We start from the raw sequence: 26,019 nt of genomic DNA, 5'->3' as shown, positions 1-26,019 counted from the left end.
ATTAATTGATCGTGGTCAAATCTTAAGCTATCGCAGAGAATAGAATTCACAGCCATTCTTGATGCTGGAACCGTATGTCTCAGCTTGCTCCCCGAATGGTTCTGTGGTGGGATCGGATCCTGCTTTCTCTGCGATTTAAAACGCTTAAGCGACGAAGTGAATCACGCCTTAGCGGATACTGTGTCTTGATGGGTATTTTAAAGTTCTGGAATAATTTACGTGACCGTTGGTGGGGGCAGCCTATTGTGCTGAGCCTACTGCTGGTGCCGCTTGCAGGCTGGCTATCGCCGCGCCTGATGCTGCCTGATGGCAAAGTGTATCTGGTTTATCTACCGCTAGTGGTCTGCTTTTCTTTGCTGATGGTTTATGACTGGCGTGCCATGCCTGGCATCGCTTTGGCTATCCTTATCCGCTATTCCAACCGCGCCGGCGGCAGCGAAGTCGACGTGATCATGACGTTGCTGTATGTGGGATGTCTGAGCATTTGCTGGTGGGGCTATCGCTGCCAGTCGCAGCGCCACTGGTGTGTGGGACTCACCGAGTTGAAGCTGGGTAAACACCGGCTTATCTGGCTGGTGCTGATGCCGCCAGTGCTGTTTATTTTTGGTTTACAGCTGGTTATCGGCCTCGATTTGTTGCCGGACGAACTCGGCATGCTTTCCGGAAGCGGTAATCACCTGCATGCACTGATAAACTTTCAGGCCATTCTGATTGGCTGCCTGTCCTCCATGCAACTGTTCTATTTCGTCTTACGGATCATTAAGAACCCCAAGTTTGCTCGCGTACTGCTGGGAAGGATCCGTCGTGAGATGGCGCCATCGGTTAAAAAAAGTGAGCTGCAGCTGTGGGTCGTGGTGCTGCTTGCCTTGGTCGTGGTGCTTGCCTACCACACGGCTGATACCAATGCCATGCAGGTGCCCGACTACAGCCTGACGCTGTTATTGCCAGTAATGCTGTATAGCGCCATGCGCTTTGGCTACCTGTTCAACTGTATTATCTGGGCGGCAACCCTTCTGGTGCTGTTCTTTAACTATCCGGGTTATGTGCAATGGGACAGCCTGCTGCATAACCTGACCATGATCTCGTCAATGATGCTGGCGTTCACCCTCAGTATTTTGCTGACATCTGCGGTGCATACTCGCCAGCGGATGGACCATGCGAAGGCGCAAAGCGCCTCGTTAAAAGATCCGGTCATCGGCTTACCCAACCTGCGTGCATTGAAGCGCGATCTGGCCAAGGTGCCGCGTTCGACGCTGTGTTTCCTGCGGATTTCCGAGCTGGATTTGCTCAGCCGTAACTATGGCATGCAGTTGCGCATCCGGTTCAAACAGAAGCTGGCGAGCAGCCTGCGCACGGTGCTGGAGGAAGGGGAGGACGTCTATCACCTGCCGGGGTACGATCTGGTGCTGCGGCTCAACGGTTCCGACGGTGAGGCCCGGGTGGCCAAAATCCACAGCACGCTGGAGAAGTTTCGTCTGGTGTGGAACGGTCTGCCAATCCATCCACCGCTGGGAATTAGCTACTGTGGAGTCTATTCGGAAGTGGAACACCTGCATCTGTTACTGGGGGAATTGAGCTCGTTGGCGGAAATGTCTCTGACCAGTGGCCGGCCTGAAAACGTGCAGAACGATCATCATGTGGTTCAGGATGAAATCAAGCGCAAGGTCGCCTTGTTACACTGGGTACAACGCTCGCTGGATAATGACGGTTTCATGTTGATGGCTCAACCGATTGTCGGGGTTCGCGGCGATTCTTACCATGAGATCCTGCTGCGTATGCTGGATGATGAAGGGAACGTTATTCCTCCCAACGAATTCCTGCCGGTGGTGCATGAATTCGGGTTGGCTTACCAGTTGGATATGTGGGTACTGCGCCAAACCTTGCAGTTTATGGAGCTCTATCGCGAAGGTATGCCTAGCGCGCGCTTTGCCGTGAATCTGTCACCGTCCTCGCTGTGTCGCCCAAGCCTGTGCCAAGACGTGCGCGATGCCTTGCGGCAATACCAGATTGAGCCTTATCAACTGGTGTTGGAAGTGACGGAGTCTCATCTGGTGCAGGATGTGAAATATGCCAAAAATTCGCTGAAAGAGCTGCGTCAGTTAGGTTGCCGTATTGCCCTGGATGATTTTGGCACCGGCTATGCCACCTACGATCGACTGAAGGAGCTGCATGTCGATATCTTGAAGATCGACGGCAGTTTTGTGCAGGATATGCTGACCAGCAAAGTGGATTACCAGATCATTGCGTCAATCTGCAAGGTGGCGCTGATGAGAAGGTTGTCGATTGTGGCGGAATATGTTGAGTCGCCCGAGCAGCGCGATGCGCTTAAAAGCCTCGGCGTGGATTATATGCAGGGCTACTTTATCGGCAAACCTCAATTGTTGGCGTCTCTAGTGCCGATGGAGGCACAACCGGAAGACGAAGAGTCTGACTGAGAACGTGGCCCCTCACCCTAACCCTCTCCCTGTACAGACCGGGGACATCATGAACACTTGTTCGGGGACATGGTAGACACTTACAACATAGGTATGAGTACTTCTGAGTGGAGTTGCTTATGCCGTGGGATGAGAGATCTGCCATGTCATTACGTACCGAGTTTGTGCTTTTCGCCTCGCAAGAAGGCGCTAATATCCGTGCGCTATGCCGCCAGTTCGGCATAGCGCCTGCTACCGCATACAAGTGGTTACATCGCTGGCAGTCTGATGGGAGGGCCGGTCTGAACGAACGTTCTCGAGTGCCACACCATTCCCCCAGCAGAACCTCTGACACCGTTGTCCAACATCTCCGCGCTGCGCACCTGACCCATCCGATGTGGGGCGCGCGCAAGCTCAAGCGGTGGCTCGAGATGCAGGGGCATACGTTACCGGCCGCCAGCACCGTGCATAACCTCATGCGCCGCCATGACCTGCTACCGGGCGGTCCGTCACCGACGCCCACCGTCGGACGCTTTGAACATGACGCACCGAACCGACTCTGGCAGATGGACTTTAAAGGCCACTTCCCCTTCGCCGAAGGGCGTTGTCATCCGCTGACCTTGCTGGATGACCATTCGCGCTTCTCGCTCTGTCTGGCGCACTGCCCGGACGAGCGACGTGTCACCGTGCAGTCACAGTTGATAGCGGTGTTCGAACGTTATGGCTTGCCGGAGAGAATGACCATGGATAATGGTGCCCCCTGGGGCGACACGACGGGCAGTTGGACCGCGCTGGAACTGTGGCTGATGCGTCAGGGTATCCGGGTGGGTCACTCTCGGCCTTATCATCCTCAGACTCAGGGTAAGCTGGAGCGCTTCCACCGCAGCCTGAAGGCAGAGCTCCTGCAGGGACGGTGGTTTACCCATGCCGCGCAGTTGCAGGAGGTGTTCGACGCCTGGCGAAATACCTACAACCTGGAGCGTCCACACGAAGCCCTGTCAATGGCGGTACCGGCGTCCCGTTATCAGCCTTCATCGCGACAGTACAATGGCAATCCGGCGGCAGCCGAGTATGACGAGGGGGTTTTGGTCAGGAAAGTGGATGTCAGTGGAAAACTGAGCCTGAAAGGGATGGGTCTGAAAGTGGGCAAGGCCTTTATCGGTGAATATGTCGGACTGAAGGAAAGTGAGAGAGAGGGCTACTACGAGGTATGGTGGTACAGCACGAAAGTGGGGACGATCGACCTGAGAAATAGGTCGATCATCATGGGTAAAGGATGTTAAAAAGTGTTCACCATGTCCTTGAACACCTGTCTACCATGTCCCCGGTCTGTACACTCCCACAGGGAGAGGGAACCGATCGAGCGTGGTTGAAATGGTAGTGATTCATCTTGGATGAGAGACGATCGAGTACGCTGATTTTTCTGCGCCATGCTCCATCTTTGTTCTTCTTACTCCGTATTTACAGCACACCGGTCAGCTCCCTCTAGTACAGGGAGAGGGGGACCGGGCGAGTACGCTGATTTTTCTGCGCCATGCTCCATCTTCGTTCTTCTTACTCCGTATTTACCGAAGCAGCACAGTCCAACCAAGCACTCCGGTCAGCTCCCTCATCGGGTACGCTTACATCATCCTCGTTCTTCTTACTCCGTATTTACCGAAGCAGCACAGGCCAACCAAGCGCTCCGGTCAGCTCCCTCTCCCTGTGGGAGAGGGTTGGGGTGAGGGGTTACGCGGCAGGTTTTGTGTCTGCGTCCTGCTCGCCTTCTTCTTCTATCACCAGTTTCCAGCCAACCACGTCATTCCAGTATTCCTGCTCACGCTCAAAATCGAGCTGTACCAGGTTGTTCTGCGACAGATAGCCCGCCGGGAAGCGCAGCGTCCAGTGATTGTCATCCGTGACCAGGCGCAGGGTTTCCGGCGTGGTGGTGGCCTGACGCTGATTGTTAAGCAGGGTGCTCAGGCGTAACAGCTGGATCAGCGGCAGATAGTACTTCTTCTTGAACAGGTTCAAGCGGGGTAACTCTTCGAGCTTGATCGCTTTACGCTGGAAACGCACCAGCGCTGACAGCAGCAACTGCTGCTCCTGGTTGAAGCCTGGCAGGTTGGTATTTTGCAGAATATAGGCGGAGTGGCGGTGCATACCGCTGTGGTTGATGCTCAGCCCCACCTCATGCAGCATGGCGGCCCATTTCAGCAGCGCTTCCAACTGTGGCTGCACCAGCTTGGTGTTTTGCGCCATCCACTGAGCGTACAACAGCTCGGTGGTTTCGAGCACGCGCTTGGCCTGCTCGCGGTCAATATTATAGTGATCGGCCAGACTTTTGGCCGTGCGGCTGCGAATATCCTGGTGGCGGAAGCGGCCCTCCATTTCATACAACACGCCTTCGCGCAGGGCACCGTCGGACAGACGCAGATCGCGGATTGCCAGCGCATCAAATACCCCACACAGGATCGCCAGCCCCGGCACAAATACCGATTGGCGATCTTCCGACAGGCCCGGCAGGCTCAGGGCGCTGAAGTTTTTAAACTGCACCACTTGCTCAACCAGCAACTCCAGCCGTTCAAGGGTAATCAAACCGTCTTTTTCACCCATGGCCACCAAAACTTCGTGAGCGGCCTTGATGGTGCCAGATGCCCCCAAGGCATATTGCCAGCCCTGGATGCGGTATTGCCAGGCCAGGGTTTCCAATTTTTGTGCGGCGGCCAGGCGTGCTCGTTTAAAGTTGGTTTTGCTGATCTCCCCTTCAGGGAAGAACAGGTGGGCAAAGCTCACGCAGCCCATGCGGCGGCTCTCTGCCAGCAGAGGCTCGAAATCCTCCCCGATCACCAGTTCGGTAGAGCCACCGCCGATGTCGATCACCAGCTTGCGGCCTTTTTCCGGCTGAGTATGCTCGACCCCCATAAAAATCAGACGGGCCTCTTCCTGCCCGGCGATGATTTCGATCGGATAAGGGATCACTTTTTCCGCCCGCTTGAGGAACACTTCGGCATTCACCGCCTGACGCAGGGTGTGGGTACCCACGATGGTGACGTTATCCGCTGGGAACCCCTGTAATCGCTCGGCGAACAGCGCCAGGCAGGCCAAGCCCCGCTCCATGGCTTCTTCACTGAGCACGTTGTTGCTATCCAATCCATCGGCAAGGTGTACCCGCTGTTTTAAACGGCCTAACACCTGTAAGGCGCCGTTAACGACGCGGGCGATCACCATATGGAAACTGTTCGAGCCAAGATCGATGGCAGCGATTTCCTGTGGCTTATTATTGGTTACAGTGCTTTTTAGCGGCATAGTGGCTGGCCTAGTTGTCCGGTTGTTCCAGAGCTTTTAAATACTCATAAATGGCCACCTGTGCACGGACCTTACGGCGATTGCCACGCGGTACATACTGGTTGCTCAGTTCTTTATCGATATAGCGGGCCTTGACCGTATCGCTAAACAGCAGCTCCAGAATGTCCAGAACGCGCTGTTTGAGCGCCGGATCCAGCAGCGATACAGCCACTTCGATACGGTAATCTATGTTACGGGTCATCCAGTCGGCGGAAGAGAGATAAACCCGTTTGTCACCTTTGTTTTCGAAAACGTATACCCGATCGTGTTCCAGATAACGGTCGACGATGCTGATAACCTGAATATTGTCACTAATTCCCGGCAGGTTGGGGATCAGCGAACACATGCCGCGCACCAACAGACGGATTTTCACGCCGGCAGCGGCAGCGGTATATAACCGATCTACCAGCCCTTTATCCACCAGATTATTTATTTTCAACATAATAGCGGCGTTTTCACCGGCTAATGCGTTGGCAATTTCACGATCGATCAGATCGTACAGCATGCGGCGGGAGTTCTGCGGCGAAACCATCAGGTTGTCGAAGGAGACCGGCCGGTACGGATTTTCAATAAAATTGAATACCCGGCGTACTTCGTTAGTGATGCGTGAATCGGCGGTCAGCAGCGAGTAGTCGGTGTAGATACGGGCGGTTTTTTCGTTAAAGTTGCCGGTACCAATATGAGCATAGCGCACAATATCGTCGCCTTCACGGCGCGAGATCAGGAATAGTTTGGCGTGAATTTTCAGCCCCGGAGCGGAGAAGATCACGTGCACCCCGGCCTCGGTCAAGCGTTTGGCCCAGTGGATATTGGCCTCTTCGTCGAAGCGTGCCTGTAGCTCGACTACCACGGTCACTTTCTTGCCGTTATGCGCCGCATGGATCATCGATTCGATAATGCGTGAGTCTTTGGCTACCCGATAGATATTGATTTTTATCGCCAGCACGCTGGGATCGAACGACGCCTGACGCAGCAGCTCCAGCACGTGTTCAAAGGTGTGGTACGGGTAGTACAGCAGCACGTCTTTTTCGCGGATGGCATCGAAGCCGTTGCGGAATTTATCGAACCAGATATGCCGCAGGCGCGGTAGCGGGCGGTTGACCAGATTGGCCTTGCCGACGTTCGGGAAACTGATGAAGTCTTTAAAATTGTGGTAACGGCCACCGGCGATCACCGAGTCGTAGTTGGATATCCCCAGCTTGTTACGCAGCAACTCCACCATCTCGTTGGGCATATCGCGCTGATACACAAAGCGTACCGGCTCAGCGGTCAGGCGTTGTTTCAGGCTCGACGACATGAGTTCCAACAGGCTGGATTCCATTTCGGTCACCAGATCGTATTCTGCATCGCGCGTCATTTTCATCGAATAGGCGTTGAGCGCATCATAGTCGAAGAAGCCCTTGAAGATGTCGTCCAGGCAATAGCGCAGGATGTTGTCCAGCAGGATCATCGGCTTGCGTCTGCGGGGGGCTTCCGGCGGCAGATTGACGAAGCGGGGCACTTTGTCGGAAGGAATTTCCAGTAACGCATAATCGATGCGCGTACCGCGAATGATCTCCACCGCCAGATAGGTGTAATCGTCCTTCAGGAACTGCACCAGATTGGTGTCGTGATTGATCAGGATCGGCGTGATGTGCTGGCGCAAATGATGCTTGAAGTATTGCCGCAGCCAGATTTGCTGGTTCTCCGACACCTGACGCTCGTTGATCAGGAAGATCTGGTTGCGCGCCATCTCCAGCAGCAGATCGTTGTACAGGCTGTCGAACTCCTGATCGGTCTTCAGCACCTTGGCCTGAATTTTTTTCAGCAAATGACGTGACGCGCCACCTGAACCCTGTTCTTCGCTGATCAAGATGCGCCGTTTCAGATCGGCAAAGCGGACTTTATAGAATTCATCCAGGTTATTGGAGTAAATGCCCAGAAATCGCATGCGCTCAATCAAGGGATTGCTCTTATCTGCGGCTTCCTGCAACACGCGTTCATTAAAGGATAACCAGCTTAATTCTTTATCGATGTAGAGCTTTTCCTGACCCATTGCTACTCCAGTTCAATTTTAGAAAAGGATCGGACTTATCGCCGAATACCGCTCTAGTGTCCTTCTTCATTATTGCGAGAGATTGACAACAATGTCCAACATATCTGAGGAGTTATCCCGCCGTATTGCCCGCCGCAAATTGTTATTCCTCCAGCATGGCTCCCGGCAACTTTGTCATGCAAACGTCACAAAACTGACATAAGATGCCCGGTTATCTTTGGGTGCAAGCCCGACAACGGAACCGACGACAGGCAAATGGCACAGACAACGCTTAACCGACATCCCCGCGATCGCCTGCGTGCGCACGTTGATCGTGGCGTACAAGGAGCCGTGACCGTCAGCGGGCTGCTGGTATTGATGACGCTGATGCTGATCTTTGTCTATCTATTGCTTTCGGTTTTACCGCTGTTCAAACCGGCCTCGCTAGGCACTTCACGCGTATTGCCAATGAGCTACAGCTCCCCGGCGCTGGCTATCGGGATGGACGTACAGCAGCGTATTGGTTATCGCATCGATCGCCAGGGGGAAGGGCATTTTTATCCGTTGCAGGCACCGAACAATACTCCTATACAGCAAACGCTATTGAGCCAGCCAACATTATTGGCTCATGCGGTTGGAGAGCGTGACCTGTTTGCCCTGGCGCGGGCGGATGGCCGATTGATAGTTACCCAGGCCGATTTTGCACCGGCGGGCGGTGGTGAACCGCAGTGGCGCTTTCCGCTGGGGCAGGAGCCCTTGGCGTTTGATCCCCATGGGCAAGCACTGACATTGCTAAGCCTGGCGCAAGTCCGCCGGGGCAACTTCCTGCTGGCGGCGGTAACGGACGATAACCGGCTGCTGTTTGGGCGTTTCAGCCCGACGCTTCAGGGCCAACCCACGGAAATCCCTTTGACCGACGTGCCACAACAACTGTTGCTAACGCCGGATGGCCGCCAGCTTTATCTGTTAACTGGCAACCAACTGGCCCGTTATCAGATTGAAGGGGCGCAGCCGCAGCTGCGAGAGACGCGAACCCTGGGTGAACATCCTCCCTACCGTCTGACGGCGTTGCCGGGGGGGAGCGCATTATTGATCCAGGCTGGCGACGGTAGCCTGCGTGAATGGTTTGACGTGGAGAAAAACCAGCGCTATCAGTTAGCACCGATACAGCAATTTGCCCATCAGACTACCACGCAGGAGTTGTTGGTCGCCGAGCCATATCGGCGGGTATTCGCAACCTTGCAGCCGCAGGGCGAGTTCGCCTTGTTTTCCAGTATCCAGTCCAAGCCGTTGCTGAAGGACAAGCTCCCCGTCAACGTACAACAGATGGCGTTTGCCCCACGTGGCGACGGTCTGTTGCTGGAAACTGCCCAGGGTTGGCAGCATTACGCCGTGGATAATCTCTATCCAGACGTCACCTGGCGTTCCCTGTGGCAGCGGCTGTGGTATGAGAACTACCCTGAACCGGCGTATGTGTGGCAATCCACTTCGGGTGAAGATAGCTACCAGGCTAAATTCAGCCTGATGCCGGTGATCTTTGGCACCTTCAAGGCGGCAGCGTACTCCATGTTATTCGCCATCCCGCTGGCGCTGGCCGGGGCGATCTATACCGCCTGCTTTATGTCGGCAGGGTTAAGGCGGGTCGTCAAACCGGCGGTCGAGGTGATGGGCGCGTTACCAACGGTGGTGATTGGGCTGGTGGCCGGTATCTGGCTGGCGCCGATGATCGAACGTTATCTGCTGGCCGTGTTGGCCTTGCCGTTCCTGTTGGCCGGGGTCGTGCTGTTATGCAGTTGGCTGGTTAACCGATTTACGACGCGGCCTTGGTCACCGGGTTGGGATTTACTGTTGCTGTTACCTGTAGTGGTGCTAACGGTTTGGCTGGCGCTTGCCGTAGGGCCTTGGCTGGAGCTTAAGCTGTTTGGTGAGCCGCTGCATTTCTGGTTGGGCGAGGACTTCGACCAGCGCAATACGTTGGTGGTGGGCGTGGCGATGGGCTTCGCACTGGTGCCGATTATCTTTTCGCTGGCAGAGGATGCGTTGTTCAGCGTGCCTGCCTCGCTTAGCCGGGGGTCATTGGCCCTGGGGGCTACCCAGTGGCAAACCGTGTTGCGCGTAGTGTTGCCTTCCGCCAGCGCCGGTATTTTCTCTGCGCTGATGATCGGTTTTGGCCGCGCGGTGGGGGAAACCATGATCGTGCTGATGGCCACCGGCAACACGCCGCTGATCGACGGCAGCCTGTTCCAGGGCTTACGGGCGATGGCGGCCAATATCGCGATCGAAATGCCAGAGGCCGTCACGGGCAGTAGCCATTATCGGGTGCTGTTCCTGACCGCGCTGGTGCTGTTTATCTTTACCTTTGTGTTTAACACGCTGGCGGAGGCGGTACGTTTACGCTTGCGTAAGCGCTATACGCTGAACCAGGAGACACCATGAGAAGCTGGGTGAAAAGCGGCTCCCCGTGGATTTGGCTGACGGCGGCATCGGTGGCCATCAGCCTGCTGGCGCTGATCGGCATTTTACTGCTGCTGGCCGGGCAGGGGACGCGTTATTTCTGGCCTAGCCCGGTCTATCAGTTCGAGCTGAATCAGACGGCCGCAGGCCCGGTAACGATCGTGGGGGAGCTGTATCAACGGCAGACGATCTCGCGCCAGCAATTGCAAGACGCCGGTGTTGCGTTGCCACCAGGGGAAGCGCAAAGCTTTATCCGCTACCTGATCAAAGTGGGAAACCGGGAAAGCGAAGGGCAGGATTTCCGTACTTTGCTGGCCAGTGACGTCGGTAGAATGACCACCCCACGCGATTTATTAGTGTTGGAGCGTAACAGCAACGGCACCGCGTACGGCTACCTAGCCGGTTTACTGGAGGATGGCCAACCGTTGACCGGCAGCGATCTCAGCCAGGCGTTGCAACAGCGCTTGCCGCAGATTTCGGCGCTGACGCGACAGGCGCGTGATATTCAGTTCCGCGACATGGCGCGGATTAACGAACAGTTTGAACATTTGCGCCTGCATGAAAAGAGCCTGCAGCGTGAGAATAAGCTGGATGCACGTTGGCAAGCCTCTATCCGTGCCGAACGGCAGGAGTTGCAACGCCAATACCGCCAGCTTGCAGGCAAACTGCAAGGGTTGGAACGCGATCGCCAGCGTGATGCCTTGCTGCTGCGTGACATGCACGGGCAGGTTCACACCATTGCCCTGAGCCAGGTGCGCGATGCCTGGTATCCCAATGACATGAGCAGCGGGCAGAAGCTGGCGCATTGGACCAAGCAAGTACAAAAATTCCTGACCGACAGCCCACGAGAAGCCAATACCGAAGGGGGCGTGTTCCCGGCGATCTTTGGTACCGTGTTGATGGTGATCCTGATGTCGATCGTGGTGATGCCGTTTGGCGTGATTGCCGCCGTCTATCTGCACGAGTATGCCGGTAATAATCTGCTGACGCGGCTGATCCGCATCTCGGTAGTGAATCTGGCGGGGGTGCCGTCGATCGTCTACGGGGTATTTGGTCTGGGGTTCTTTGTCTATATGGTGGGGGGCTCGCTCGATCGGCTGTTTTACGCCGATTCCTTGCCGAACCCGACGTTCGGCACACCGGGCGTGCTGTGGGCCGCCTTGACCCTGGCATTGCTGACCTTGCCGGTGGTGATTGTTGCCACTGAAGAAGGGTTGTCGCGTATTCCCGTTTCGTTGCGCCAGGGGTCTTTGGCTCTGGGAGCCACCCGGGCGGAAACGCTCTGGCGGATCGTGCTGCCGATGGCGGCACCGGCGATGATGACCGGCCTGATCCTGGCCGTAGCACGAGCGGCGGGGGAAACGGCACCGCTTATGCTGGTTGGCGTGGTGAAATCGGTACCGGTGCTGCCGGTGGACGATATTTTCCCCTATTTGCACCTGGAACGTAAATTCATGCACCTGAGCTTCCAGATTTACGATATGGCGTTTCAGAGCCCTAGCGTAGAAGCGGCGCGGCCACTGGTGTTTGCCACGGCATTCCTGCTGGTGTTAATTGTTGTTGGGTTGAATCTGACGGCAATGGGCATCCGGCATTCGCTAAGGGAACGGTATAAAGCATGGTCGCAGTAACTAGGTTGAATCTTTTGGGGAGCGCCAAATGAGTCTGATAACGCCGGGCAGCCTACCCCGGTTGGATGTCCAGCAGTTGGCCGATGAGCATACCGCGCTGGCGGTCAACGGTCTGGATCTGTTTTATGGTGACAAGCAGGTGCTGCACAATATTTCCCTGCGCATTCCCAAACACCGGGTGACGGCGCTGATCGGCCCTTCTGGCTGCGGCAAGTCGACGCTGTTGCGCTGCTTTAACCGGATGAACGATCTGGTGGATCGCTGCCGGATTGACGGCGAACTGCAGCTTAATGGCGAAACCATTTCCGGCCCGCAGATTGACGTTGCCGCATTGCGGCGGCGCGTGGGCATGGTATTCCAGCGGCCCAACCCGTTCCCGAAATCGATCTACGAAAACGTGGTTTACGGCCTGCGCTTACAGGGCGTCCGCGACAGGCGTATTCTGGATGAAGCCGTAGAGCGATCCTTGCGTGCCGCCGCGCTGTGGCACGAGGTGAAAGATCGGCTACGGGAAAATGCGTTCCGCCTGTCCAGCGGCCAACAACAACGGTTGGTGATTGCACGGGCGATCGCGGTTGAACCGGAAGTGTTGCTGCTTGATGAGCCGACCTCTGCGCTGGATCCGATTTCCACCTTAACCATCGAGGAGTTGATTTCGGTGCTGAAACAGCGCTACAGCGTGGTGCTGGTGACTCACAACATGCAGCAGGCCGCGCGGGTTTCCGACTATACGGCGTTTATCCACCAGGGGACGCTGGTGGAATATAACGATACCGACGCGATTTTCACTTCGCCACGCCAACGCCGCACAGAGGATTACATCACTGGCCGCTATGGTTGACGGGCGAGGAGCTTAATTGGCATGCTTGCTCGGCTGCGGGGTCGGTTGTTCCTGCTGTTCAGGTTCAACCTTTTTCAGCGCGGTCACTTTTGCCTGAGAGGGCTGGGCCTGAGGAGGCGTTTTTTGCATCAGCTGCGACTGGCCAATAAACAGACCGCCTTTCTCGATGGAGATTTCGTCGGCGAAAATATCCCCGCGCATGCTGCCCTTAGGCTGGATTGACAGCGAGTCGGCGAAGCAACGGCCTTCAACCGGGCCATTGATCATGATCTGCTGGGCGCGGATCTCGCCTTTGACATGGCCGCTGGTTTCAATACGCACCATGTGGCTGCAAATGATGTTTCCCTCAACCCGACCTTCGACAATGATATTGCCATCGCCTTCGATCACGCCGGTGAACAGTGCACCATTGGAGATAAAGGTGTCTTTCTTGGCACGGATTGGCTTAATGGCGTCGGCAACTTCAGGCAGGGTGTTTGGCTCAGAGTGAGCAACCGGCTGAGGCACGGGCTGATCGATCAGCTCCTGCGCTTTTTCTTCATTAACGGCTTTATTTTTCTTATTGAATGACAGCATTTGATTCGTCCTTGTTATTTTGTAGATAAACGCCAGCGTTGCCAACAGTGCCAGGACTAAGGCGGCCAGCAGCGCGCGTTTTATGTAGATACCGGTGAAGCTGATCCCTGTCAGCCAGAGAACGATGGACAACGTCCATAATCCCCATATACACCATAATAAGTTGTAATTACGCATGTTTTTCAGGCCGTTTGAAGTCCATTCGCCGCGAAAGTGCGGGATGCCAAGCGGCAGCCAGCGTGACGGTTCCTGTTAGGCTATCCGTAGTAGCGAGTGATGATACCTAATATTGTCGCCTAATTCACCACTCGCTTGACCAACCAAGGATAATCTGAAGTGGCCACGCAAATTGTTTATTTGTGTGATTATTAAGGCTAAATTGATTTTGTGCATGAATATTGGGCGCGGACACAACCTGTCAAACAACTCAACGACAATACTCTGGCAACCGGCGTAAGATGGCTGGTCACTCACATCTGGAGGTTGTATGTCTTTATCGATTTATGCCCATTCCCCAATGCAGTTTGTCCGTGGTTTGCAGATCCTGTCGGCGTTACTGAAAAAAGGTGAGCAGTTCTTGCAGCAGAAGCAGCAGGCTGAAAGCGTGCTGTTAGAAGCCCGACTGGCGCCAGATATGTTTCCACTGCTGCGGCAGGTACAGATTGCCAGCGATGCTGCCAAAGGCGCAGTGGCCAGATTAGCCGGGCAGGAAGTACCGTCCATGCCGGATAACGAAGCCAGCTTTGCCGAGCTGTACCAGCGTATCGAAAAAACTATCGCCTATGTGCAGGGCTTCCAGGCGGCCGATTTCGCCGAGGCCGATGGCCGCAATATTGAGATAAAAAGCAAAACGCGTGATTTTCACTTCACCGCGCAAGATTTCCTGCTGACTTTCGCCCTCCCCAACTTTTATTTCCATCTGACCACCGCCTACAACATCCTGCGTAATCAGGGTGTGGAAGTGGGGAAATGGGATTATCTGGGTGCGAAGTAATTCTGGATCTTTCGGGGAGAGGAATATCTCCCCGGTTTACTGCTATTTAACCAATGGCCTATCGCCAGGCTGGGCAGTCTTGAACTTCGCCAAATACTGCGGCTGGAAGATGCACATGCGCAGCACGGTGCGGTATGCGCCGCTAACGAAGAATTCGTCAATCAGTTCGCCTTCCACCTCAAAGCCCAGCTTGCTGTAAATATGGATCGCCTTCGGGTTTTCTTTATCGACGATCAAATACAGCTTATACAGGTTAAGTACCGAGAAGCCGTAGTCCATCGCCAGTTTGGCGGCGGTGCTGGCGTAGCCTTTGCCCTGATGCGCCGGATCGATGATGATCTGGAATTCGGCGCGGCGGTGAATATGGTCGATCTCTACCAGTTCAACCAGCCCGACTTTGGCCCCTTCATGCTCGATGATAAAACGCCGTTCGCTCTGGTCGTGAATGTGTTTATCGTACAGATCGGAAAGCTCGACAAAGGCTTCATAGGGTTCTTCGAACCAGTAGCGCATGACGCTGGCGTTGTTATCCATCTGGTGAACAAACGCCAGATCTTCCCGCTCCAGCGGGCGTAGCCTGACGTTGGTGGTACTCGACATACATTCTCCTCGGTATTATTAATCTGGCAAAAGTATAACCTCAGGAGCTGATTGAAGGCGAAAAAAAACGGCACCGTGAAAGGCACCGTTTAGCTTGCGGTTAAATTGCGGGTCAGTCGGCGGCATAGCCTTGTGCTGGCAGGCGTTCACCATCCAGCCAGGCAGCGTTGTCGCGCATTGCCAGCCGCCCTTCGATAAACCAGCTCACCACCAGAGGGTATATGGTGTGTTCCTGGGTTTGCACCCGCTCAATGACCTCATCTTCCTCGTCACCGGGGAAGATCGGCACCTTGGCTTGCAGGATCACCGGGCCACCGTCGAGCTGCTCCGTGACGAAATGTACCGAAGTGCCATGCTCGGCATCGCCGTTGTCGATAGCTTGGCGATGGGTATGCAACCCGGGGTATTTCGGCAGCAGGGAAGGGTGGATATTCAGCATGCGCCCGGCATAGCGCTGCACAAACGCGTTGCTGAGAATGCGCATATAACCGGCCAGCACCACCAGATCGGGTTGGTATTGGTCGATAGCTTGCGCCAGCGCGGCGTCAAAGGCTTCGCGATCGGCAAAGGATTTGGCATCCAGCGCTTGAGCGGCAATGCCAGCCTCTTCGGCACGCTGCAGGCCATAAGCCTGTGCGTTGTTGCTGAGTACCGCCACGATAGTGGCGGCGATCCGGCCCTGTTGGCAGGCGTCGATCAGTGCCTGGAGATTACTCCCCTGGCCGGAGACCAACACCACAATCTTTTTCATCACTGGATGACCACTTGTTGTTCGTCAGAAGAAGCGGTCAGTTTACCAATCTGCCAGGCTTTTTCACCCGCGGCGGTCAATATTGCGATGGCTTTTTCTACCGACTCCTGTGGCAGCGCGATCACCATACCGACACCGCAGTTAAAGGTTCGGTACATTTCATGGCGGCTCACGTTGCCCGCCTGCTGCAACCAACTAAACACGGCAGGCCACTGCCAGCTAGATTCGTCGATCACCGCCTGCATCCCTTCTGGCAGCACGCGTGGGATGTTTTCCCAGAAGCCGCCACCGGTCAGGTGAGCAATCGCGTGCACTTCCACTTTCTCGATCAATTCCAGTACCGATTTGACGTAAATCTTGGTCGGCTCGAGCAGATGATCTGCCAGCGGTTTGCCTGCCAGGTCGGTGGTAGTGGGGTCGGTCTTGCTCACTTCCAGGATCTTGCGCACCAGCGAATAACCGTTGGAGTGCGGGCCTGAAGCGCCCAGTGCGATCAGCGCATCGCCAGACTGCACTTTGCTGCCGTCGATGATTTCGGATTTTTCAACCACGCCCACGCAGAAACCGGCGACGTCATAGTCTTCACCGTGGTACATGCCGGGCATTTCGGCGGTCTCACCACCCACTAACGCACAGCCGGATTGTTTACAGCCTTCGGCAATCCCGGTGATCACGCTGGCGGCGGTATCCACATCCAGCTTGCCGGTGGCGAAGTAATCGAGGAAGAACAGCGGCTCAGCGCCCTGAACCACCAGATCGTTAACGCACATCGCCACCAGATCGATACCGATGGTGTCGTGGCGTTTTAAATCCATTGCCAGACGCAGCTTGGTGCCCACGCCGTCGGTGCCGGATACCAGTATCGGCTCGCGGTATTTCTGCGGCAACGCGCACAGGGCGCCAAAACCGCCCAGTCCACCCATGACTTCCGGGCGGCGGGTCTGTTTCACTACACCTTTGATGCGGTCTACCAATGCGTTGCCAGCATCGATATCGACACCTGCGTCTTTATAGCTGAGAGAGGTTTTGTCGGTCACTGCGCGATCCCCACGACGGTTTGCGGTTTGAGAACGGTGCTTCCGGCGGTGATGCCGGAACCAGGCGCGGCAATTCTAACAGCGCAAGCAAACGTTTGCGAGAACCATGTGAGCCCGCTCGAACTTTTCGTCTTCTATACTGTTGATCACTCTTTTGTTGATCTCGATCCGGCTATTGGTAGTGGCGTCGGGAGCAAAAGGCGGTATAATCCGGCGATTTTTTTGGCCGTCAACCACCTTAATAGGAGAAAAATGATGAAGATCGTTGAGGTGAAACACCCGCTGGTTAAGCACAAGCTTGGTCTGATGCGCGAACACGATATCAGCACCAAACGCTTTCGTGAGCTGGCTTCTGAAGTGGGTAGTTTGCTGACCTATGAAGCGACCGCCGATCTGGTGACAGAGAAAGTTACCATCGAAGGCTGGTGTGGGCCGGTTGAAGTTGAGCAGATTAAAGGGAAAAAAATTACCGTAGTGCCTATCCTGCGTGCCGGTCTGGGCATGATGGAAGGGGTGCTGGAGCACGTACCGAGTGCTCGTATCAGCGTGGTTGGGGTTTATCGTGATGAAGAAACCCTGGAGCCGGTCCCTTATTTCCAGAAACTGGTTTCCAACATTGACGAGCGCATGGCGCTGGTGGTTGACCCAATGCTGGCTACCGGTGGTTCGATGATCGCCACTATCGACCTGCTGAAGAAAGCCGGTTGCAGCAGCATCAAGGTGTTGGTGCTGGTCGCCGCTCCTGAAGGGATCGCCGCGCTGGAGAAAGCGCATCCAGATGTTGAGCTGTATACCGCGTCGATCGATCAATGTCTGAATGACAAAGGGTACATCGTGCCTGGCCTGGGTGATGCAGGCGATAAGATATTTGGTACCAAATAATAAATAAGCCGACCTGAGAGTCGGCTTTTTAATGCCCTTTGGATTGCTAACACTGGCAATCCATTGGGTATTAATCACCAAGCTAACACAACTGATACTAACTCAGAGGAAAAACACCCCATGACCCGTCGCGCCATCGGCGTTAGTGAACGCCCGCCGTTGTTCCAGACCATCCCACTCAGCTTCCAGCATTTGTTTGCCATGTTCGGGGCCACCGTGCTGGTGCCGATCCTGTTCAAGATCAACCCGGCGACGGTGCTGTTGTTCAACGGCGTGGGGACATTGCTGTATCTGTTTATCTGTAAAGGCAAGATACCTGCCTATCTGGGGTCCAGCTTTGCGTTTATTTCACCGGTGTTGCTGCTGTTGCCGCTGGGGTATGAGGTTGCACTGGGTGGTTTTATCATGTGTGGCGTGCTGTTCTGCCTGGTGGCGCTGATCGTCAAGAAGGCCGGAACCGGCTGGCTGGACGTGATGTTCCCGCCTGCGGCGATGGGCGCAATCGTTGCCGTCATCGGTTTGGAACTGGCGGGCGTGGCGGCCAATATGGCCGGGCTATTACCGGCGGAAGGCACCTCCGCAGATAGCACAACCATCACGATTTCACTGGTGACGCTGGGTGTTACCGTTTTGGGCTCGGTGCTGTTCCGCGGCTTCCTGGCGATTATCCCGATACTGATCGGGGTGTTGGTAGGCTATGCACTGTCGTTCTTTATGGGGGTGGTAGATCTGACACCAATCCGTGATGCGCACTGGTTTGCCCTGCCGACCTTCTACACGCCACGCTTTGAGTGGTTTGCTATCTTCACCATTCTGCCTGCGGCTTTGGTGGTGATTGCCGAGCACGTTGGTCACCTGGTCGTCACGGCGAACATCGTCAAGAAAGACCTGTTGCGCGATCCGGGCCTGCACCGCTCAATGTTTGCCAACGGGATTTCTACCGTGATCTCCGGCTTCTTCGGCTCTACTCCTAACACCACTTATGGTGAGAACATCGGTGTCATGGCCATCACCAAGGTTTATAGCACCTGGGTGATCGGCGGCGCGGCTATTCTGGCCATTCTACTTTCCTGCGTAGGCAAGCTGGCGGCGGCGATCCAGGTGGTACCGGTGCCGGTAATGGGCGGTGTTTCCCTGTTGCTGTATGGTGTAATTGGCGCTTCGGGTATCCGCGTATTGATCGAATCCAAGGTGGATTACAACAAGGCGCAGAACCTGATCCTGACTTCGGTGATCCTGATTATTGGCGTTAGCGGCGCGAAAGTGCATATCGGTGCAGCGGAGCTGAAAGGTATGGCGCTGGCGACCATCGTTGGCGTCGGCCTGAGCCTGCTGTTCAAACTGATCAGCCTGTACCGCAAGGAAGAAGAAGTGATCGATGTGCCAGAAGAACGACTGGATCAAAAATAACCCATAAAGGCCTATTAGCCTGCTGGCCATTGATTATGCCAATATTACTCACCTTAACGGTGAGAATATTGGCTTCATGGACAGGCGATGTATCTCGAGTGCATCTGCAAAAGGGTGTCCGGTTATAACCGATTACAGTACAAGATCGGAATATCGGGGTCATAGATAAAATACCCTTGCTTACCTGCCAGGCGTATGGCGTAGCTTGACAAACTGTTTACTTTCGAATAAACATCTGGCACAAGGCGTTTTTCAATATTTTCAGGAATAGTGTCTCGGGCATATTTGTTGATATAAAGGGTTTTAAAAAAATACAACCCATTATCGTCAACTTGGTAGCTGACAATGATATCACGCCTGATATAGTACGTTTTCTCCCCATCATTATAGTTTGCGGTTACTGAAAATTTACCTCTGCCATCATCTTTGTTGCTATCGCCTTTTAAGTCTATTGAAATATTATAATTGGCGACTAATCCAGGTTTTGGGACGTCAAATTTCAAATAAAGATTAGATTCGCAAGAGATACTTTCTGTTTTGTTTTTTGAGTAAAAAAAATAATACGCTATGGCCAGGATGGCACATGTTAGCATTACTAATGAAATGATGGATTTAGTTTTCATAGCCAGACCAATGATATGATTTACAATTACTTCTAGCATCACCATCAATGCGATTATCACATATGAAAATAGATTCCCTTTTAATTTCGGGATTTCCAAAATAATACAAAGACTGGTTCCCTACTTTATCGCACTGTATGTTGTGCTTATCAATTTTTGATTTGATATATAATAATGTGAATTTTCCATCTTTCTGATAGATATTACAGTGTTGATATTTCCCCATTAATGAGTAATTTATTATTGGCGGGTTTTTAGTGTTGTAAACATAAAGTAATGAAACAATAATGAGGGTGGAGGCTATCACTAAATAATAGGTGCTACTTCTTTTTAATAAGCTGTTTTTTTGGGGGGGGAACGCATTGATTGCTAATGCCGGTTGTTCTTCTACCTGTTGCTGTTGTTCTTGATGATCTTCTTGTTTTACGTACTCGACTTCATCCTGAAATGGCTCAATAGTAAACTCTTGCGGAATATTAAACCCGGAGCGCGGAGTTGTTTTAATAATGTTTTTATCTAATCCCAGTGAGCAAAGGTGTTTTCTCAGGATATAGATATGCTGATATAGGGTATTAGTGCCTACAATGACACCTTTCTGTCCCCAAATGTCATCGATAAGCTCATCTGGAGAGACAATTTGATGATCTGCATCAATGAGTTTCTGTAAACATTTAGCCGCAGGGTTAGAAAGCTTTACTTTTACTTCTGGCTCATTAAGGTTGAAAACTTCCCCGTCAGTAATATTGTAAACTATCTTTTTATCTATCAAGTAGTAACCAACCATCTCAATCCTCTGAGCAATGAATGCCACCCATAATAATAGGATTATTCTCAGTGCATGTAAAGTCTTATCCGGATTTAATTTAACAACTATATAGTGGCTAAGCGTAAACCGACAACGTAGGATCGCCAGATACCAGTGCCTTGCTTTAGTAGAAAGTGCCGGAGGAGGGGGCCCTTACTCCGGCTCCGCATATTGCCTGCGTATCAGATGCGGGTGCAGTACAATAGTGTGGTATCGGCCTGGCCTACCAGATAGCCTTGTTTGCCAACCAGGCATATTGTGTCATCCGCCAAATCCTTCACTATATGTTTGCTTGGGCTTTGACAAGCGGGCTCTCTGTTATGCGCTTTTGAATTGATATAGCTCCAGGATAAATTATCAGAGGAGCTATAGAGGGGACAGTTTCCATTTTGATACGAAAGCGAGACATTATTTAACGGTTGGCGATCGCTATTAACCAACAAAATGATTAGGCTAATAATAAACGGAATGAAATAAAATAGCTTATGCCACCCGGATGAACTCTCAACCAGGGTCGGGATGCTAGCATTTTCTGCGCATCGCAATTCATCCTCCATCCGCTCAATAGTAAAGTTTGTGGATATATTAAATCCGAGCTGCGGCGTGGTTTTAATAATATCTCTATCTATGCCTAAAGCCCCAAAGTTTTTTCTTAACATATAAATATGTTGGTAAAGCGTATTCGGGCCGACAACCATTCCTTTTTGACCCCATATATCCTTAACAAGAGCATCTTGTGATATGATCTGATGCTTGGCATCAATCAGGATCCGTAGGCACTCTGCGCCAGGTTTTGACAGTTTTATTTTTAAATTCGGCTTACTCAGCTTAAAAATGACACCTTCTACGCTATTATAAACTATAGTTTTATTAATTAGGTAATCATTACTCATTTCAAGCTCCTTCATGTTAAGAATAGTCTGAAGGCGGTGAGTCTAGCATATAGAATATGCTAGACCACAGAAAGGATTACAGGGATATAAGTATCATAATCAGAAAGCAAGAGAGATAAGGGCTGAAGGTGTGTTTGCTGGCCGTCTTTTGTTAGTTAGGTTCAGAAAAATGCCGCCATGGTTGGCGGCATTGAAGGGGGATAATTATCATTCTTATTGCGTATGATACCATTGACTAGTTTGCTAATAATAATTGATGGTGAATACAACCTTGCTGTCTGCTTTACCGGGTGTCACTTTGTTTTCTGTCTTGATATACCTGGCTACCAATGGAATAGTCAGGTTGGTACTGGCACTATTGCTAACGGCGATCCGCTGCTCATTGCCGAGATTGAACAGGGTATTGCTAGCCTTGTTACCCGAAGCCAGCTGGATACCAACGCCGTTTGCCGTGTTGTTTGATGGCTCTAACTTGACGATGCCGTTGGCGGCGTTGATATTACCATATAATGCAGATAGCTTAAGTCCAATGGCATTACCGGTATATTTTAACCCGGAAATCGCGCCGGTTAAGTGCATCGTGTTAAAGGCATTATCGATATAACCATAGAACCTTGGGCAGTTGGTCATCTTGATTGAGGCATCACGCCATTCGCTTGAACCTTGTGCCATCATGTCAAAAATATCCCATGAGCCGAGATCGACAGTATAATCTGGTACGCTACAGGTTTGAGATATTACTTTTAAGCTACCACTAAATTTGACCGTATAGGGTTTCCATGTGAAAACCACGGCACTACCATTGGCTACGGTGTAATCATTACGAATAGTGACAGTAGGTAAGGAACTGCCGTTCACGCTGCCTGGGGTGATATTGCCGGTTTTTATCAATATCATCGTGATAGTTGTCCATACCTGTACATCAGGAATACTAGCCCTGGTATCACTGTACCACTGAAAGGCTGTGGCATTAACGCCGGTATTGCCCCTTGCGATAACCACGCCAATGCCAGGAATATTCGTGTTGTATATCTTTCCTGAGAAAGTCCCCCCCTGCCAACTGGACAGCGACTGCGGCATGTTGGTGAGATAAATATATTGCCTGTCCGTATAGGGGCCGCTACCATCACACTTGCCATGGGGTGCCTTGGCATAATCCTTGGTTGATGTGATATTTTGCCGATAGATGATTGAACCGACAGGCAGTTCATTACCCACGGTGATATTTCCTCCCTGTAATGGGAAGGCATCGGTTCTAACCGGTACATCGATCTTGCAGGTTAGCGCTAAACCAGCCGAACTGTAGGCAACCAGAACGACCAATAAGGCGTGCAAGCTATAGTTAGTTAAGGTCGATCGAATGCTTTCAAGCCACCCGTTAGTAAACCTGTTCATTGTTAATCCTCCCGGCAGATTGAATCAAAGCGGATAATGTTTTTAATGGTCGAGCCTGGTTGCTTAGGCGGTAAAATATAATTCAGCTGGCAGTATTGACCCGGTTGGCTACCCCACTTGACCGTAAGCTGGTCCCGTTGCTTTTCTACCCGCGCGTAGATTTGCCCCATCTGACCAACGCTGCCGATGTTGTTTTTCACACTGTCGAACACTTCGGCCCCAAACGGCACCGCTTCGCCATTAGCGCGTTGTGCCATGATCAACAGCGGTGTCCCTTGCTGGGTTTTAAACGTCACCTTGCTCACCGCACCTGCATGTGGGGCAACTTTGTCACTGGTATTTTCCAACTCGACCTCGTACGGCATGCCTTTTGGATCGATGGTGATTTCATTCATCTCATACGGGTTCAGATAAGGGACGGCGGCGTGTCCCCATGGATCGATGCGCACACCGGAATAGCCGCCGACCTTGGCGCCCGTCGCCCCCTTGGCTTCAACCACGGCGAAGGTATCGCCGGTATAAGGGGTCATGACAACACCTTGCGGCCAGGCGATCATCGTGCCACTCAGCCCAGCCGACGCATTCTGGTAATGTCTGCCCGCGCCGTAAGTGGCGGTCATATGGGTATAAGCTGAGCGGTAACCGCCGTTGAGCGCCATGCTGCTGCCCCCACCCTGGTTATAATGCATCGCGCTGGCACCGTAGTTGTATTGGTAGTCCTCCCCGGCACTGCCGGAAATCCCGACTTGTTGGCCACTTTGCCCCGTGGTGCTGTGATTCAGACTGGCACTCAGCGATGGTAGATTGGCATTTTCTTTACGCCCTAATGGCATGCTGAGGTTAAGCAGCCAGTTGGTTTCCATCCCGCCCCGCATGCCGCGAACGCGCCCGGCGCTCAGGCTGTAGCTGATATCGCGATACTCGTTGCTGTAGCCCAGTTGATATTGAAGATCGGTATTGCCTTGATTCCAGTAATCCTGGGTATAACCGGTGACATACATTTGCCCCCAACCGGCTGGCAGCCCCTGATTCATGGTGATATTAAAGCGGTTACGTGGCCGCCAGATATTGTCAGCCGACTGGCCGCGCTGCTCGGCATCGATCGCCCTCATGGCGGTCATATAGTCGTAATAGCCGGAGGTTGAATAGCGATAGGCGGCGATGGTCAGGTTGCTGTTGGTTGCCGGCAAGAACTTGCTGTAGCTCAACTGGAAGCTCTGCCCGCTGTTCATCCGCTCTTTGGTGCTATTCAGATGGACTCGAGCTTGGCTGATATCGGCGGAGAACGCGCCAATGGAGGTGCTCAATGCTGCCCCCAATTGCAGCGCATAGTAATCATTACTTGCCTGCAGGCCGCCGTAGCCGGTCAGGGTATTGGTCAACCCGCGCTGGTAAGTGGCCTGGACTAGAGTGGGGTTTGTGGACAGCGAGATATCATTGAGCTTACCCGCTACCACATCGTAGTGGTGGGTTCCTGGGCGTAACAACTGGGCGACTGATGCATAAGGAACCTGGAAGTTCTGCACACTGCCGTCTGCTTCCTTCACCGTTACGTCCAGATTGCCGCCAAAGCCGGTCGGGTACAGGTCGTCAATCACAAAGGCCCCCGGCGATACCGTGGTCTCATAAATAACCAGACTATTCTGGCGCACGGTTACCCGCGCATTGGTCCGTGCGATCCCACGGATATTGGGGGCATATCCGCGCAGGGAAGGGGCCAGCATGCGGTCGTCGTTGACTAGTTCAACCCCTCTGAATGGCAGAGTATCAAACACCTGTCCTTTGGTGCTGGTTTCCCCTAGGCGCACGCGACCCAAGATCGCCGGAATATCGCGTTCGACATAGTTGTTAATCGACTGGTATTGCCCGCCGATCCTCTGCTGCCAGTTATAATTCCCGTCGTGGCGGAAATACCAAGCGCCGATATTGATGCCTGCATTTATCCCGGTGTAGACCGAGTTACTGGTTTCTCCACGTGAGTGCGTGGTATAGACGTTGGTGTTGTATCCTAACAGCAGCGCAGGGATGCCCTTATCCCACAGCTCCGGGCTGACATAGCCGCGCGCGATATTTTGCATCATTGCTTGCGGGATGCTGATATCCAGGCGCTGTAATCCTGAGTCGAACGCCACCTGAGCCTGTGGGATCAGGTGGGTGAGTGGATAGCAACTTTGTTCATTGCGTAGTGCCTCGGTAAAAGAGGTTGGCAGTTGGCTGTAGTTAAAGTTGATTTTTTTCAGGATGGCTGGTGACAAGCAAGGTAAGACTTGCTTATCCGCCTGCTCGACAAACAACACCTTTTCGTGTGTCGCCAATTCGCCGTTAACAAAGATATCGGCCGGGTAGGTGCCTGGTGAAGCGGCCGCGCCGTGTTCAAAACGGGATAAATCAACCGCCTCTGCCTCAGACGAGCTTAGAAATATCGGGTCGAAACGCACGCTAGTTCCCGTAGGAGCATCGTTGCGCAAAATCGCTGGCGTATCTTCTGTGGCATGGGCCGCAGGCATGACGGCCAACATTACCATGGTAGCCAATAGAGAATAATGGAATGGATGACGCATAGTAGATAAACAACCCTGTTTATATTTATCCCAAATAAAACGACGGATTAAAGAACAGCCTTCACTGTTTTAACCGCCCCCCAGTCGTTAACGTATTCGTAGGAGATTGCAGTTCCCGCAGGTAAAGTGCGCGCGTCTTTCAGTGTGAAATGTTGAACGCCGCCAGGAGGAACCATCTCGCCTTCCGTAGAGAACGTATTTCCCCCTTGATGCACGACCACCGAGACTAACGAAACGTAATAGGCCGAGGAGTTGGCTGCCTGAAGTTTTCCGTTGCTAAATGACCAAACCAATTTTTCGGCGGCGTCGGCCGCTTTGGTGTTATCGGCAATGGCAGCCGGACGATAGAAGATTTTTATCCGGGTACGGAAGGCGACCTGCAGGCGATTGGGCGCGATATTTTCCTTCACTGGTGGAATTTCCAATACGTTCAGCCAATACACGGATTCTTTATTTTCAGGCAGCGCAGGAGATGCGGTATAACTCAGGCGCAGCGTCTGGCTTTTATTGGGATCGATGCGGTTAATGGGCGGCGTCAGAATAAAGGGTACGCGGATTTTTTCCGGTTTGGCATCGGAGTCGCCGGTATCAATCCAGCTTTGTACCAACATGGGAGCCTGTCCGACATTCGATAATTTAACGGTCACTTCCTTGTCATTCCCTGGATAAACCACGCGGGTCCCATTGACCACAATACTGGCCGAGCCAGGCAGCGGGGAAATCAGAAGAAAGCATAAAGCGGCCCAGAGTGTTAACGGGAATGATTTGCTGAACATAAATGCACTATCCTTGAACAATGAACAGGGAGGTT

20 protein-coding genes are annotated in these 26,019 nt (G+C 53.0%); 8 read left to right on the top strand and 12 right to left on the bottom strand.

Translation table 11 applies throughout. The features are described from left to right. Positions 1-188: 188 nt before the first annotated feature. Positions 189-2,435: an EAL domain-containing protein gene (locus KGP16_RS19335; RefSeq protein ID WP_021807131.1), complete on the top strand. Its 2,247-nt coding sequence runs from the start codon at positions 189-191 to the stop codon at positions 2,433-2,435. Positions 2,436-2,542: 107 nt separating this feature from the next. Continuing rightward, on the top strand, positions 2,543-3,697 hold the full coding sequence (locus tag KGP16_RS19330) for an IS481 family transposase (RefSeq protein WP_371822128.1): 1,155 nt from the start codon (positions 2,543-2,545) through the stop codon (positions 3,695-3,697). Between the two features lie 445 nt (positions 3,698-4,142). Here the strand turns inward: KGP16_RS19330 and ppx are convergent, their stop codons facing one another. Next, positions 4,143-5,702 (bottom strand): exopolyphosphatase, encoded by a 1,560-nt coding sequence (ppx, locus tag KGP16_RS19325; protein ID WP_223500206.1) that lies wholly within the window; start codon positions 5,700-5,702, stop codon positions 4,143-4,145. Between the two features lie 10 nt (positions 5,703-5,712). Then, on the bottom strand, positions 5,713-7,776 hold the full coding sequence (gene ppk1, locus KGP16_RS19320) for a polyphosphate kinase 1 (RefSeq protein WP_021807129.1): 2,064 nt from the start codon (positions 7,774-7,776) through the stop codon (positions 5,713-5,715). 255 nt (positions 7,777-8,031) lie between these two features. Here ppk1 and KGP16_RS19315 point away from each other — a divergent pair, with 255 nt between their 5' ends. The 3 genes from KGP16_RS19315 to pstB are packed head-to-tail and all read left to right on the top strand — an operon-like array spanning position 8,032 to position 12,681. Continuing rightward, the gene (locus KGP16_RS19315) at positions 8,032-10,191 is read left to right on the top strand and encodes an ABC transporter permease subunit (protein WP_218519047.1); all 2,160 of its coding nucleotides are present in this window, start codon (positions 8,032-8,034) and stop codon (positions 10,189-10,191) included. Beyond that, the gene (gene pstA, locus KGP16_RS19310; RefSeq protein WP_094982759.1) at positions 10,188-11,840 is read left to right on the top strand and encodes a phosphate ABC transporter permease PstA; all 1,653 of its coding nucleotides are present in this window, start codon (positions 10,188-10,190) and stop codon (positions 11,838-11,840) included. Before KGP16_RS19315 ends, pstA begins: the two co-directional genes overlap by 4 nt. 28 nt (positions 11,841-11,868) lie before the next feature. Continuing rightward, on the top strand, positions 11,869-12,681 hold the full coding sequence (gene pstB, locus KGP16_RS19305; RefSeq protein ID WP_021178772.1) for a phosphate ABC transporter ATP-binding protein PstB: 813 nt from the start codon (positions 11,869-11,871) through the stop codon (positions 12,679-12,681). A 12-nt stretch (positions 12,682-12,693) separates the two neighbouring features. On the opposite strand, the gene KGP16_RS19300 is transcribed toward pstB, so the two are convergent. Then, on the bottom strand, positions 12,694-13,389 hold the full coding sequence (locus KGP16_RS19300) for a polymer-forming cytoskeletal protein (protein WP_021807125.1): 696 nt from the start codon (positions 13,387-13,389) through the stop codon (positions 12,694-12,696). Between the two features lie 355 nt (positions 13,390-13,744). Here KGP16_RS19300 and KGP16_RS19295 point away from each other — a divergent pair, with 355 nt between their 5' ends. After that, a complete protein-coding gene (locus KGP16_RS19295) occupies positions 13,745-14,251 on the top strand; it encodes a DUF1993 family protein (RefSeq protein WP_021807124.1) in 507 nt (168 codons plus the stop codon). Positions 14,252-14,293: 42 nt separating this feature from the next. On the opposite strand, the gene speG is transcribed toward KGP16_RS19295, so the two are convergent. From speG to purM, 3 genes are all read right to left on the bottom strand, one after another. Then, positions 14,294-14,851, bottom strand: coding sequence for a spermidine N1-acetyltransferase (gene speG / locus KGP16_RS19290; protein ID WP_037376386.1), 558 nt, complete (start codon positions 14,849-14,851; stop codon positions 14,294-14,296). A 112-nt stretch (positions 14,852-14,963) separates the two neighbouring features. After that, complete coding sequence (gene purN, locus KGP16_RS19285; protein ID WP_021807123.1) at positions 14,964-15,602, bottom strand: phosphoribosylglycinamide formyltransferase; 639 nt, start codon at positions 15,600-15,602, stop codon at positions 14,964-14,966. Further along, positions 15,602-16,639 (bottom strand): phosphoribosylformylglycinamidine cyclo-ligase, encoded by a 1,038-nt coding sequence (gene purM / locus KGP16_RS19280; protein WP_021807122.1) that lies wholly within the window; start codon positions 16,637-16,639, stop codon positions 15,602-15,604. The genes purN and purM overlap by 1 nt, the downstream gene beginning before the upstream one ends. A 255-nt stretch (positions 16,640-16,894) precedes the next feature. Here purM and upp point away from each other — a divergent pair, with 255 nt between their 5' ends. Beyond that, complete coding sequence (gene upp / locus KGP16_RS19275; RefSeq protein ID WP_024484908.1) at positions 16,895-17,521, top strand: uracil phosphoribosyltransferase; 627 nt, start codon at positions 16,895-16,897, stop codon at positions 17,519-17,521. Between the two features lie 120 nt (positions 17,522-17,641). Beyond that, positions 17,642-18,931 (top strand): uracil permease, encoded by a 1,290-nt coding sequence (uraA, locus tag KGP16_RS19270; protein ID WP_021178765.1) that lies wholly within the window; start codon positions 17,642-17,644, stop codon positions 18,929-18,931. Between the two features lie 122 nt (positions 18,932-19,053). Here the strand turns inward: uraA and KGP16_RS19265 are convergent, their stop codons facing one another. From KGP16_RS19265 to KGP16_RS19240, 6 genes are all read right to left on the bottom strand, one after another. After that, positions 19,054-19,554 (bottom strand): hypothetical protein, encoded by a 501-nt coding sequence (locus KGP16_RS19265; protein WP_094982756.1) that lies wholly within the window; start codon positions 19,552-19,554, stop codon positions 19,054-19,056. Then, positions 19,544-20,338, bottom strand: coding sequence for a winged helix-turn-helix domain-containing protein (locus KGP16_RS19260; RefSeq protein ID WP_094982755.1), 795 nt, complete (start codon positions 20,336-20,338; stop codon positions 19,544-19,546). The genes KGP16_RS19265 and KGP16_RS19260 overlap by 11 nt, the downstream gene beginning before the upstream one ends. 203 nt (positions 20,339-20,541) lie before the next feature. Then, positions 20,542-21,252, bottom strand: coding sequence for a winged helix-turn-helix domain-containing protein (locus KGP16_RS19255; RefSeq protein WP_172413984.1), 711 nt, complete (start codon positions 21,250-21,252; stop codon positions 20,542-20,544). A gap of 243 nt (positions 21,253-21,495) precedes the next feature. After that, entirely contained in the window at positions 21,496-22,647 is a 1,152-nt protein-coding gene (locus KGP16_RS19250; protein ID WP_223500204.1) for a fimbrial protein, read from the bottom strand. Between the two features lie 2 nt (positions 22,648-22,649). Next, complete coding sequence (locus KGP16_RS19245; RefSeq protein ID WP_223500203.1) at positions 22,650-25,208, bottom strand: fimbria/pilus outer membrane usher protein; 2,559 nt, start codon at positions 25,206-25,208, stop codon at positions 22,650-22,652. A 47-nt stretch (positions 25,209-25,255) separates the two neighbouring features. Then, positions 25,256-25,984, bottom strand: coding sequence for a molecular chaperone (locus tag KGP16_RS19240; protein WP_094982751.1), 729 nt, complete (start codon positions 25,982-25,984; stop codon positions 25,256-25,258). Positions 25,985-26,019: the final 35 nt, after the last annotated feature.

Source organism: Serratia sp. JSRIV006 (assembly GCF_019968685.1).
Taxonomy (GTDB): Bacteria; Pseudomonadota; Gammaproteobacteria; order Enterobacterales; family Enterobacteriaceae; genus Chania; species Chania fonticola_B.
The sequence above is the reverse complement of the archived record's forward strand: the minus strand, read 5'-3'. Positions and strand labels throughout refer to the sequence as shown.